This is a genomic window from Nocardioides sp. P4_G10, assembly GCF_056401175.1.
Map to the genome: position 1 here is coordinate 70,663 of NZ_JBFUJV010000017.1, position 11,738 is coordinate 82,400.

Below are 11,738 nucleotides of genomic sequence, written 5' to 3' on the forward strand. Positions count from 1 at the left end.
GCCATCACGACGGGACCCGATGAGCGGCCGCGTCCGCGGCTCCGCGTTCGACCACCCGCCGAGCGAGGTCGCGCAGGTCGTCGGCCCGCAGGCCGGGCCACCCGTGCACGGCCTCGAGCCAGTCCGCGGGCAGGGCCGACGCCCCGTGGGCCGCGCCGAGAAGTGCCCCGGCGATCGCGGCGACCGTGTCGGTGTCGTCGCCCGCGTGCACCGCCGCGCCGAGCGACGCGACGACCGGCGATCCGTCATCAGCCGGGTGGCGGATCGCGGACCACGCCGCTTGGAGGGCGGTGACGACGTAGCCGTTGGGCGCGAACGCGGACGGCGTACGACGCTCGGCGTCAGCGATCCAGGCCGCCCACTGCTCCCGTCGGGCGAGCGGCACGACGTCGACGAGCCCGACCAGGTCGGGCAGCGCGCCGTCGAGGACGGCCAGTCGGATCGCGTGGCACCACAGCACACACGCGTCTCCTGCGAGCGGGTCGTGGTGCGTCGCCTCCGAGACCCATCGTGCGGCGAGCGTGAGCATCGCCGGGTCGTCGAGGAGGGCGAGCGCGACCGGGCCCGTGCGCATCAACGACCCGTTGCCGGCGGTCCGTCCGGTGCGGCGGTGGAGGCCGGTCGACGCCGAGGCCGCGGCCGACCACGCTCGCCGGGCTTCCTCGCCCGACACGGCCCCGAGTACCTGCCGCGTCTGCATGCCGACATCGGTGGCTCCCGCAGCGAGCCAGTCGACCCACCCGGTGACGATCGCGTCGAGCGCGTCCACCGTCCGCAGCCCGCGGTCGGCGGCCACCCGGGCGATGACGACGGCCATCTGCGTGTCGTCGCTCCACTCGCCGGGCGCGTAGGGCCCGAGGCCGCCGCCGATCATCCGCGGCACCTCGCCGCGACCCAGTGGCGCCGAGCCGAACTCGTACGGCACCCCGAGGGCGTCGCCGCACGCCGCGCCGAGGAGCACGCCCTCGATCCGGTCGGCCAGGGCGGCGTCGCCGTCGTCCGGCAGCGTCACGCGATGTCGCCGGCGAACTTGCCGGCGATGGGCTGGGGCACCGGCTCGCGCAGCTCGGCCTCCAGGATCGCGCGGCCGATCTCCTCCTGGAGCGCGGCGAAGTCGACGGGCGGCGGTTCGGCCTCGGGGACGAACTCCTCGACGATCGTCACGCCGAGGTCCTTGACCCGCACGCGCGTGACCAGCGTGAAGATCGTGCCCGGCAGGAAGACGACCTCGTGCTCGTGACGGGCTGCCGAGAACTGCTCGATCCCCCGGCCCGCGCGGCTGAGGATCGCGTAGACGGCCTCCGTGCTGAAGTTCTCGGTCGCGACGCGCGGGTCGCGCGAGGTGGACAGCAGCGTCTCGGTGACGTGGGCCCGCCCCGCCCACCGCTCGTGGCTGCGCGCCTCGCAACCCCGGAAGACGACACCCCTGTGCGGCGGCAGCTGCTCGAGCGTCGCGAAGAAGGCTTCCAGGTCGGGTGTCTGCGTCACGGCTGACCCTCCATGTTGGTCTGCAGGCTCCACCGGGCGCTGGCGCCCGAGCCGTCACCGTGCCGTGCGACGACGGGCACGGTCAACGTCTCGACCCGCACCCGGCCCCGGTCACCGGGAGCCCACTGCTCGCCGTCGGCCCGGGTGCAGGCCCACGTGGTGCCCTCGAGGTCGACCAGCAGCTCGTCCTGCCCCCGTGCGGGGCGGACGCCGCCCAGCGTGCCCTCGACCTGCACGCCGTCGCCGCGGTCGACGAGCACCCGCTCGCCGGCGCGGGTGTGGAACATGTAGGCGACGAGGTTCCAGTGGGGGTGGTCGTCCTGCTTGGCGCGGTTGAACTCCGGCAGCGGGTCGTCCTTGTGCGCCTCCTTGGCAGCGGCCCAGTCGCGGGCGGCCCAGTCGGCGATTTCCTCCGGGGTCATGTCGCCCAGGTCGTCGCGACCGCTCACGGGATCTCCCTCACCACCAGCTGCCGGACCCCGTCGGGCCCGATCGTGTTGCTGAGCACCTCGAACTCGGTGCCTCCCTTGAACAGGATCTCAGCCTCGGACCTGGCCGCGGAGAACGGGCCCACGTTGCTGCCCGAGTGACCGTCGATCGTGATCCGGGTGGGGTTGTCCTTGCCGGGGTTCATGAACCCCTCGGCGACGTTGGGGTTGGTCGAGCTGCTGGTGAAGGCGCGGTCGGAGTAGTTGCCGCCGTTGTTGATGTTGTCGACCACGGAGTCGGGCAGGTTGGTGGCCCGGTAGGTGGTGCCGTCGTACTTCGGCAGCTGGTCGAGGCCCTTGTTGGTGGCGTCGATCCGCTCCTGCACGCTCAGCTCGTTGGGGCCGATCTCGCGCATGTTGCCGTTCATCACGTCGTAGCCGTCGTTGGTCGTGTAGTCCCAGATGCCACGGACGCCCTCGCGGTCGAGCTCCGGGTGCTGCTGGGTCACCTCGTCCAGCCACGGCTCGAGGGCCGGGTCGTCGAGGGTGCGACCGACGCCCTGCGGCGACGGGGTGACGTCGTCGTACCTGCTCAGGTCGGCGAGGTTGTCCAGCCGGTTGAGGTCGGACAGGTTGTCGAGCTTGTTGAGGTCCGACAGGTTGTCGAGCTTGTTCAGGTCGGCCAGGTTGTCGAGCTTCGACAGGTCGGACAGCCCGTCCAGCAGGTCCATCCCGCCCTTCGCGCCTCGGGTGGCCAGCGCGCCGGTGCCGGCGGTGGCGACGGCGGCGACGGCGTCGGGGACGAGGTGGCCGATCGCGCGGGCCGGGTCGTCGGCCCACGTGTCCCAATCGAGCAGCGACTTGCCGAGCTCCTTGCCGAAGCCGACCGGGTCGGTGGTCAGGCCCGTGTAGATGCCCTGGGCCATCGACCACGCGTTCTCGGCCGAGAGCTCGTACTTCTTCATCAGCTCCTCGGGCGTGAGGTCACCCGTCGCGAGCTTGTAGGAGTCGATGACCATGTTGACGGGGCTGAAGGGCACCATCGTCAGCAGGTCCCACACCGCCTCGCCGGCGCCCTCGAAGATGCCGCCGACGAACTTGAGGCCCGACTCCAGCCAGTTGGGCTCCTCCGGCGCGTCCGCGCACCCGGCGCGCACCTCACCCGCACACACCGCCGCGGCGTTGTCGAGGTCGGCCCTCGCGGCGTTCAACGCGCCCAGCGCCTCCTGCTGGATCGGGTCGCCCCAGTCGACGAACGGCTCGGCCTGGTCGGTGCCGCCACTGCTCCAGTAGGACCGCATCCGGCCCATGTAGGAGTCGTACTGCGTGCGCGCGCTCGCCGACTCCCGCTCCCCGCGCTCGTACTCGGCCTTGGCCTCGGCGGCCCGCCGCTGCGCGTCCTCGAGGGCGCCGGCGTAGGTCGTCAGGCCGGTGGAAGCCTTCTTGAAGCCGTTGCCCGCCTTGACCCAGCGGTCCGGCTCGAGGTCGTGCGCCTCGCGGAACTCGTCGGCGGCGCGACCGGTCCACCCGGACACGTCGATCTTCCCCAGCGCGTCACCGGTGTCGTAGAAGAGCTGGCCCTTCTGCTCCATCGTGAGGGCCTTGGCCCGGACGTTGCCGGGGTTGCCCTCGATCACGAAGTCCGGCACGTCACATGACCTTGATCCCGGCGATGGTGCCCTTGAGCGCGGACAGGGCGTCGTAGCCGGCCTTGTCGGTCTCGAAGTAGTTCATCGCGATCTTGCCCAGGCGCCCGGACATCTCCTCGACGTCCTGGCAGAGGTTGTTGACGCCCTCCTCCCAGCGGTTCTTGAACTCGTCGAGGGCGTCCCACACGGCGTCGCTCCCCACGTCGCCCTTGCCGGGGACGAGGTCCTCGACGTCCTTGTCCTTGAACAGCTGGACGGTCTCGCTGAGCCCCTGGGCGGCCTGGCCCATGCTCTCGAGGTCGACCTCGTAGTCGTACGACGGCATGGGGTCCCGATTCCCCTCTGGCCGGTCCCTCAAACCGGGAAGGACGTTCTGGCTCCGGGGTGTGTGAGCGGGCGGCGCACGGGGTAGGAAGGGGTGATCGATCCCAGCGAGAGGGGGCGGCCGTGGCCGTCGGACTTGTCTACTCCGAGATGCAGGCGGCGGCGCAGGCCGTGGCCGACGCGGTGGAGCCGTTGCAGACGACCCTGCAGGAGCTCGGTGCCACCATCGAGACCGAGGCCGGCAAGGGGTTCAAGGGCCAGGCAGCAGCCGGCTTCGGCGAGGCGATCAACGAGTGGTTCGACGTCGCCATCACCCTCGGCCCGATCCTCGACGGTTACGCCCAGAGCCTGATGTACGTCGCCCAGGAGCACGCCACCAACGACGTGACCCAGGCCGAGCGGGCGGGCAACCTCGCGGACCGCCTGGGCGGTGGTCCCCGGTGAGCGACCGCGGACTCGTCGTCCACCAGGGCTCCCTCTCCACGCTGGAGACCGCCCTGGCCGACGCCACCACCCAGATCACCACGCAGATCGCCGAGCTCCTCGAGCGGGTCGAGTCGCTCACGCCCGGCTGGGACGAGTCGAGCGAGTCGCACATGGCTCAGCTGGAGCACCAGCAGAAGCTCCGCGACGGCGTGAAGCGGCTCACCGATGCCCTCGACCAGATCAAGGCGAAGGTCGCGAGCTACCGCGAGGACGCCCGTGAGATCGAGGTCGAGAACGTCGCGATCGTGAACTGATCGCCCGCCCGCACGACGCCAAGTTACCTGCGGGTAGGATTCTTCTCACTCCGCAGGGCCCTGCCGTCGGCATGTTGGGCGGCCCTAGGCTGCGGCTCTGTACGCCCCTACCGAGGAGCAGCACTTCATGCAGATCTTCGCGATCGTCCTGTCGTTCGCACTGACCGTCGCCGCAGTGGCCATGCTGGTCCCGGCCGTACGGCGCATGCTGGGCGTCATCCGGAGCGGCCAGCCGGCCCCCGGGCGCAGCGACAACCCGACCGGTCGCACGCTCACGATGCTCAAGGAGACGTTCCTCCACACCCGGATGCTGCAGTGGCACTGGGTCGGCATCATGCACTGGTTCGTCTACGCGGCGTTCCTGTTCCTCAGCACCGCGGTCCTGGCGGCGTACTTCCAGCTCTTCAAGCCCGACTTCGCCTGGCCGCTCATCGGCCACTGGTACCCCTACGAGTGGTTCAGCGAGCTGATCGGCCTGCTCAGCACGGTCGGCATCGTCTACCTGATCATCTACCGGCAGAAGCACCACCCGCGCTCCGAGGGCCGGCGCAGCCGCTTCTTCGGCTCGACCTTCTGGCAGGCCTACTTCGTCGAGGCGCTGGCACTGCTCGAGGGCTCGGCGATCCTCTTCGTCCGCGCCGCCGAGTGGAAGCTGGACGAGGAGGTCGGGCGCTCCCACTACCCGATCTCGTCCTGGATCGGCGACGCGATCTACCCCGTCGACGAGTCGTCGCTCCACAACCTCATCTACTTCATCGCGGCCTTCAAGATCGCGCTGGCGATGATCTGGCTGATGGTGATCGCCCGCAACATCACCATGGGCATCGCGTGGCACCGCTTCACCGCGTGGTTCAACATCTACTTCAAGCGCGAGCCCGACGGCAGCACCGCGCTCGGCGCGATGAAGCCGCTCACCTCCGAGGGCAAGGCGATCACCCTCGACGACATCGACGACCTCGACGAGGACTCCGTGCTCGGCGTCGGCAAGGTCGAGGACTTCTCCTGGAAGGGCATCCTCGACTTCACCACCTGCACCGAGTGCGGTCGCTGCCAGTCGCAGTGCCCCGCCTGGAACACCGAGAAGCCGCTCTCCCCCAAGCTCCTCATCACCAGCCTGCGCGACCACGCGTACGCCAAGCACGACGGTGTCGAGGCCCACGCCGAGCGCGAGCTGGTCGGCGTCGGTTCCAAGGGCGAGACCGCCGGTGCGGGCACCGACGTGCTCGACTACTTCTACAACCCCGCCGACGGCGACTTCGTCATCGACGAGGACGTGCTGTGGAGCTGCACCTCGTGCGGCGCCTGCGTCCAGCAGTGCCCGGTCGACATCGAGCACGTCGACCACATCATGGACATGCGGCGCTACCAGCTGCTCGTGGAGTCCAACTTCCCGGCCGAGCTCAACCAGCTGTTCAAGGGCCTGGAGAACAAGGGCAACCCGTGGAACATGTCCGCCAGCGCGCGGATGGACTGGGCCAAGGGCCTGGAGTTCGACGTCCCGGTCGTCGGTGAGGACCTGGAGTCCCTCGAGTCGGTCGACTGGCTGTTCTGGGTCGGCTGCGCCGGGGCGTACGAGGACCGTGCCAAGAAGACGACCCGGGCGGTCGCCGAGCTGCTGGACATGGCCGGGATCTCCTTCGGCGTGCTGGGCAACGGCGAGACCTGCACCGGCGACCCGGCACGTCGCGCCGGCAACGAGTTCGTCTTCCAGGGCCTGGCCCAGCAGAACGTCGAGACGTTCAAGGAGTACAAGGTCAAGAAGGTCGTCTCGACCTGCGCCCACTGCTTCAACACGCTCAAGAACGAGTACAAGGACTTCGGCATCGAGCTCGAGGTCGTGCACCACACGCAGCTGCTCAACCGCCTCGTGCGCGAGGGGAAGCTGACGCCCGTCAAGGACGGCGCGGGCGCCGCGAAGCGCTCGATCACCTATCACGACCCGTGCTACCTCGGCCGTCACAACCAGGTCTACTCGCCGCCGCGCGAGCTGCTCGAGATCCTCCCGGGTGCCGAGTTCGTCGAGATGGAGCGCAACTCCGAGCGCTCCTTCTGCTGCGGCGCCGGTGGCGCGCGCATGTGGATGGAGGAGAACCTCGGCGAGCGGATCAACATGAACCGCACCAGGGAGGCCGTCGGCACCGGCGCCGACCAGATCGCCGTCGGGTGCCCGTTCTGCCGGGTGATGCTCGCCGACGGGCTGACGTCGCAGCAGGCGTCGGGCGAGGCCCGCGAGGAGGTCGAGGTCCTCGACGTCGCGCAGATGCTGCTCGCGTCCGTCAAGGGCGAGCAGGCGACCAAGGCCGCGCCGGGCTCGGCGCCCGCCGCTGCTCCGGCCGCTGCGTCCGCTGGTGCTGGTGCTGCTGCCGCTGGTGGGACCGCCACCGATGTGGCGACCAAGGACGAGCCGGAGGCAGGTGACGTCACCGTCACCGAGGACACCGTCACCGAGACCGCCGACGTCGGTCCCGCCGCCAAGGCGTCCGGCGGCTCGTCGCTCTTCGACACCCCGGCTCCCGAGGAGTCGGCCCCCGCCGCCGCGCCGGCGTCCTCCGGATCGCTGTTCGACACCCCTGCGCCCGCTGAGGCGCCCGCAGCCAAGGCGGACGAGAAGGCCCAGGAGAAGCCGGCCGAGGCGTTCTCCGGCGGGTCGCTCTTCGACACCCCGGCCCCGGAGCCGGCGGCACCGAAGGACGAGGCGCCTGCCGAGGAGAAGCCCGCCGAGGCCGCCGCGGAGAAGCCCGCGGCCCAGCCGACGACAGACCTCGGCTCCGGTGGCTCGCTCTTCGACCTCGGCACCCCCGAGCCGGAGCCCGCCCCCGCTGCGACCCCGCCGGCAGCCACGACCGAGCCCACCGCCGCCGAGGAGAAGGCCGCCCCCGCGCCGACCGCCGATCTGGGCGGCGGAGGCTCGCTCTTCGACATCGCAGCTCCCGAGCCGGTCGCTGCCGAGCCGGCAGCCGCCGAGCCCGAGGTCGCCGACGAGGCGACCCCGGCAGCCCCGACGGAGGAGGAACCTGCGGCCGCAGTGGCCGTTGAGTCTCCCAGCGACTCAACGCCCAGCACGCCTGCCGCACCCGCCCCCCAGGTGGACCTCGGCAGCGGGTCGCTCTTCGACCTCCCGGCGCCCGAGCCGGCAGCCGCCGCACCCGCCGCCGCCGAGCCCGAGGCCGCAGTGGACCGTGAGTCTCCTGGAGACTCAGAGGCCAGCGAGCCCGCTGAGCCAGTCGCTGAGCCGGCCACCGAGGCGGAGCCGACGGCTGCCGAGCCGGCGCCCGAGGCGGAGCCGACGGCTGCCGAGCTGGCGCCCGCGAGCGGTACGACGTCGACGCCGGCGACGGACGTCGACCTGTCGAGCCTCGGGTCGCTGTTCGACCTCGAGGCGCCCGCGACCCAACCCGCAACCCAGCCGGCAACCCAGCCGGCAACCCAGCCTGCAGCCAGCTCCGAGCCGGCCGAGGCTGCCGGGGACGTTGAGTCTCCCAGCGACTCAACGGCCAGCGCGCCCGCCGAGGTGGCGGCCGAGCCCGACTCGGCAGCTGCGCCGGAGACCACGTCCGAGCCCGAGCCCGCGCCCGAGCCGCAGGCCGAGTCCCCGTCGGCACCTCCGAGCGGGGCGGACCTGAGCCAGGCGGCCCTGTTCCGCGACCCCGACGACGCCACGGCACCGGCCGAGCCCGAGCCCGCGAAGGACCCGGAGACCGTGCTCGACGCGGACGACGCCGACAGCGAGCCCGCAGCCGAGGCCTCGGCGGACGCGAGCGACGTACCCCCGACCACGGAGGACGAGCCCACGCCCGCCTCCGACGGCCAGGCTCACACGCCGCGGACGGATGTCGACATCAGCGGTTCGGGCTCGCTCTTCGACCTCTGAGGCGAGCTCGACCGACGGGGTTGTCAGGCTCTCGCTGAACTTGTCGGCCCGTGCATGGGCCGACAAGCTCAGCGATCCCCGGCTGACCGGGGATCGCTGAAGCGGCCGGAGAGCAGGCGTGATGTCACCGCGACGTCACATGACATCACTAAGGCATTGACATGACATCACTGTGATGTCAGAGTGGTGCACATGGACATCACCCCGTACGTCGACAGCCTCCGACGCGACCTCGTGGCCGCGTCCGAGGCCGGCAGCGACGAGCTCAAGCAGGCTGCCGAGCGCCTGGCGTACGCCCTCGACCCGAGTGCCCGCCTCGCGCTGATGGAGGCCATCTCCCACGCCGCGGCCGAGATCACCGCCGAGCTCCCCGACGGCAGCGTCGACGTCCGGCTGGTGGGCCGCGAGCTCGACTTCGTCGTCGAGGTCACGCCCCAGGCCGCGATGCCCGAGCCGCCCCCGCCGCCGGCACCCCCGGCGCCGCTGGAGGAGGAGGCCGGCGACCTGGCCCGGATCACCCTCCGCATCCCCGAGGGCGTCAAGGCCCGGGCCGAGGAGAAGGCGGCCGCGGCCGGGCAGAGCCTCAACACCTGGATGGTCAACGTGGTGCGCGCCGCCACCAACGACCACTCCATCAACGTCGACATCGACCTCAGCAGCGTCCCGTTCGTCGGCTACGACCCGTTCGCAGGCAACCGCAGGCAGGGGCAGGGCAACCGCCGGATGAGCGGCTGGCTCTGACCACCACGACCTGACGTCCCGGGGCCTCCGCGCCCCACCACCCATCGCTCCACGGACCGGCACCGCCGGCCCGGTGGGCGAGCACACCCTCAGGAGACCCGATGAGCAACCAGCTGGACCTCACCTTCGACACCCCGGAGCCGATCGGCCTCTACGTCGAGAACGGTCGCGGGACCGTCGACGTGACCGCCACCGACACCACCGAGACCACCGTCCGCATCACCGGGGAGCGCGCCGACGAGTTCGACGTGCGCGACCTCGGCGACCGGATCGCCATCATCGCCCCGCACCGCAGCGGCGGGTTCCTCGGCAAGGACCCACGCGCCGAGATCGTCGTCGAGGTCCCCGTCGCCAGCGGGCTCCAGGCCAAGGTCGGCAGCAGCGACGTCGCGGCGCACGGCCGGTTCAGCGACACCCGCGTCGACAGTGGGTCCGGCGACGTGTCCCTCGACGTCGTCGACGGCGACACCCTCGTCCAGACCGGCTCGGGCGACCTGGTCGCCGAGCACCTGCTCGGCGACGCGCGCATCAAGTCCGGCTCGGGCGACGTCGTCGTACGCCGTGCCGAGTCCGCGCTGGTCGTGACGACCGGCAGCGGCGACGTCCGCGTCGAGTCCGCCCGCGACGAGCTCGCCGTCAAGACCGGATCGGGCGACGCCCACGTCCTGTCGATGGGCGGCGAGGCGGTGTTCACCACCGGCTCGGGCGACCTGGTCGTCACCGAGGTCGCCTCGGGCCGCGTGACCGCCAAGACCGCGAGCGGAGACGTCCGCATCGGCGTCGTGTCGGGTACGCCGGTGTGGACCGACGTCAGGACCGCGAGCGGCCGCCTCACCTCGACCCTGCCCAGCACGGGCGAGCCCGCGCCCGACCAGCCCTACCTCGAGGTGCGGGCCACCACCGCCTCCGGCGACGTCACCCTCCACGAGAGCTGACCGCAGCCACCCCGTTCCGTCCTCACGTCCGACCCGAAAGGAGCATCGCCATGCACGAGTCACTCACCGACATCGAGCTGATCGCACGTCACCGCATCGCCGAGCGCGTGCGCTACTTCCCCCGCGCGCCCCGCACCAAGCGCCGCTGACGCCCGACGGCCGACGGCCGACGGCCGATCAGCGTCGCTCGCAGGAGCGCAGCTGCTCGCCCTTCACGCAGAGGTCCCGGCCCCGGCTGCCGTCCAGCCGGTCGCGGCCGGGGCCTCCGTCGAGCACGTCGCCCCGGTAGCCACCGATGAGCACGTCGTCACCGCCGCCGCCGTACGCGCGGACGGTGGCCTTCTGGATCCAGCGGAGGCGGAAGAGCTCCGGGCGGGCTCCCCCGCGGAACGCCACGAGCCCGGGTCCGTCGTTGCCCTCGACGATGAACTCCTCGGTGCCGGTCATCTTCGCGAAGAGCCCGCCGCCCACCGTGATGCGCCGCTTCGGCACGTGGATCGTGAGGTCGTACCGGTTCTTGCCGCCGACGTACGACGTGAGCTGGATCCTGTCGCGGCCGTTGCCGCCGTTCACGACGCGGGAGTCGTCGGCTTCCTGGCCGCGTCCGATGCCGAGCTCGAACGTGTCGTCCCCGCCACCGCCTCGCGCCCTCGTCTGCTGCGAGGTGGCGAACAAGTCGTCGCCGGGTCCACCGCCCAGCCTCGTGCCGGCAGCGTCACCCGCGGAGACGAGGTAGTCCTCGCCGTCCTCCCCGGTGAGGATGTCGGCGCCGTGGCCGCCCTCGACGATGTCGTCGCCGGCGCCGCCCTCGACCACGTCGTCGCCGGGGACGAAGGTGTCGTAGTTGCGCTTGTCCGGCGCCCAGCTGAGGTCTCCGTGCACCAGATCGTCGCCGGGCCCGCCCGTGATCGTGTCGTCTCCGCCGCCTCCGTGGATCTGGTCGTCGGCCGGCCCGCCGGTCAGCACGTCGTCGTACGGCGAGCCGACGATGCCGGTGAACTTCCCTGCCGGCGTCGCGGCGAACGTGTCGGTGCCCTCGCCGGTCGCGGTCAGCGTGGTGAGGTCGACGGTGACCGGTCCGGCGGCGTTGGCATAGCTCACCTGGTCGGCGTAGACGCTGTCGACGAAGTCGATGTCCTTCCAGCCGCCCTGGAAGCCCAGGTCCACGAAGTCGTCGCCCGGGCCGGGCTCGATGACGTCGCCCCAGTAGTCGTCGTCGGGGTAGTACTCGTCCAGCCCGCCGAAGAGCCGGTCGTCGCCGGCCCCGCCGACGACGTGGTCGTCGCTGCCGAGGCTGCAGATCGTGTCGTTGCCGGCCCCGCCGTCGATCCGGTCGCGCCCGTCGGTGCCGACGATCACGTCGTCCCCGGGCGTCCCCACCACCCACGGCTTGGGCCACGTCGTGGTGGACTGCACGACGATCGTGGCCGTCTTCCCCTCACAGGTCGGCACGTCGGCCGACGCGGGTGCGGCCAGGGTCGGGGTGACCGCCAGGGCGGTGGCCAGACCGAGCGCGGCGGTCAGGGACGTCGTACGCATGCGGGCTCCTTCGTCGGTGCTGT

Annotated in this window: 11 protein-coding genes; 5 read left to right on the forward strand and 6 right to left on the reverse strand. The window is 71.5% G+C overall.

The features are described 5' to 3' along the window. Positions 1 to 4: 4 nt before the first annotated feature. The 5 genes from AC1DP1_RS17075 to AC1DP1_RS17095 are packed head-to-tail and all read right to left on the reverse strand — an operon-like array spanning position 5 to position 3,890. Positions 5 to 1,012: an ADP-ribosylglycohydrolase family protein gene (locus AC1DP1_RS17075; RefSeq protein WP_477507844.1), complete on the reverse strand. Its 1,008-nt coding sequence runs from the start codon at positions 1,010 to 1,012 to the stop codon at positions 5 to 7. Next, positions 1,009 to 1,488 carry a hypothetical protein gene (locus tag AC1DP1_RS17080; RefSeq protein WP_477507845.1) on the reverse strand — a complete coding sequence of 160 codons (480 nt, stop codon included), beginning with the start codon at positions 1,486 to 1,488 and terminating at the stop codon, positions 1,009 to 1,011. Before AC1DP1_RS17080 ends, AC1DP1_RS17075 begins: the two co-directional genes overlap by 4 nt. After that, positions 1,485 to 1,937, reverse strand: a complete 453-nt coding sequence (locus AC1DP1_RS17085; RefSeq protein ID WP_300047849.1) for a hypothetical protein — start codon at positions 1,935 to 1,937, stop codon at positions 1,485 to 1,487. The genes AC1DP1_RS17080 and AC1DP1_RS17085 overlap by 4 nt, the downstream gene beginning before the upstream one ends. Then, positions 1,934 to 3,565: a putative T7SS-secreted protein gene (locus tag AC1DP1_RS17090; protein ID WP_477507846.1), complete on the reverse strand. Its 1,632-nt coding sequence runs from the start codon at positions 3,563 to 3,565 to the stop codon at positions 1,934 to 1,936. Before AC1DP1_RS17090 ends, AC1DP1_RS17085 begins: the two co-directional genes overlap by 4 nt. A gap of 1 nt (position 3,566) precedes the next feature. Beyond that, complete coding sequence (locus AC1DP1_RS17095; protein ID WP_457184527.1) at positions 3,567 to 3,890, reverse strand: hypothetical protein; 324 nt, start codon at positions 3,888 to 3,890, stop codon at positions 3,567 to 3,569. Positions 3,891 to 4,012: 122 nt separating this feature from the next. Here AC1DP1_RS17095 and AC1DP1_RS17100 point away from each other — a divergent pair, with 122 nt between their 5' ends. From AC1DP1_RS17100 to AC1DP1_RS17120, 5 genes are all read left to right on the forward strand, one after another. Beyond that, positions 4,013 to 4,333 carry a WXG100 family type VII secretion target gene (locus AC1DP1_RS17100; RefSeq protein WP_457184528.1) on the forward strand — a complete coding sequence of 107 codons (321 nt, stop codon included), beginning with the start codon at positions 4,013 to 4,015 and terminating at the stop codon, positions 4,331 to 4,333. Beyond that, positions 4,330 to 4,629, forward strand: a complete 300-nt coding sequence (locus AC1DP1_RS17105) for a hypothetical protein (protein ID WP_457184529.1) — start codon at positions 4,330 to 4,332, stop codon at positions 4,627 to 4,629. The genes AC1DP1_RS17100 and AC1DP1_RS17105 overlap by 4 nt, the downstream gene beginning before the upstream one ends. A gap of 127 nt (positions 4,630 to 4,756) precedes the next feature. Next, entirely contained in the window at positions 4,757 to 8,500 is a 3,744-nt protein-coding gene (locus AC1DP1_RS17110) for a (Fe-S)-binding protein (RefSeq protein ID WP_477507847.1), read from the forward strand. Positions 8,501 to 8,692: 192 nt separating this feature from the next. Beyond that, entirely contained in the window at positions 8,693 to 9,241 is a 549-nt protein-coding gene (locus AC1DP1_RS17115) for a toxin-antitoxin system HicB family antitoxin (RefSeq protein ID WP_457184531.1), read from the forward strand. A 101-nt stretch (positions 9,242 to 9,342) separates the two neighbouring features. Then, complete coding sequence (locus AC1DP1_RS17120) at positions 9,343 to 10,176, forward strand: DUF4097 family beta strand repeat-containing protein (RefSeq protein WP_457184532.1); 834 nt, start codon at positions 9,343 to 9,345, stop codon at positions 10,174 to 10,176. 177 nt (positions 10,177 to 10,353) lie between these two features. Here AC1DP1_RS17120 and AC1DP1_RS17125 read toward each other — a convergent pair whose 3' ends face one another. Next, the gene (locus tag AC1DP1_RS17125; protein ID WP_477507848.1) at positions 10,354 to 11,715 is read right to left on the reverse strand and encodes a calcium-binding protein; all 1,362 of its coding nucleotides are present in this window, start codon (positions 11,713 to 11,715) and stop codon (positions 10,354 to 10,356) included. Between the last annotated feature and the right edge of the window lie 23 nt (positions 11,716 to 11,738).

What these genes read in the sequence shown, in the direction of transcription:
- AC1DP1_RS17095 (WP_457184527.1), bottom strand. Translation starts at nt 3,890, where the DNA reads ATGCCGTCGTACGACTACGAGGTCGACCTCGAGAGCATGGGCCAGGCC.
- AC1DP1_RS17110 (WP_477507847.1), top strand. Translation starts at nt 4,757, where the DNA reads ATGCAGATCTTCGCGATCGTCCTGTCGTTCGCACTGACCGTCGCCGCA.
- AC1DP1_RS17115 (WP_457184531.1), top strand. Translation starts at nt 8,693, where the DNA reads ATGGACATCACCCCGTACGTCGACAGCCTCCGACGCGACCTCGTGGCC.
- AC1DP1_RS17120 (WP_457184532.1), top strand. Translation starts at nt 9,343, where the DNA reads ATGAGCAACCAGCTGGACCTCACCTTCGACACCCCGGAGCCGATCGGC.
- AC1DP1_RS17125 (WP_477507848.1), bottom strand. Translation starts at nt 11,715, where the DNA reads ATGCGTACGACGTCCCTGACCGCCGCGCTCGGTCTGGCCACCGCCCTG.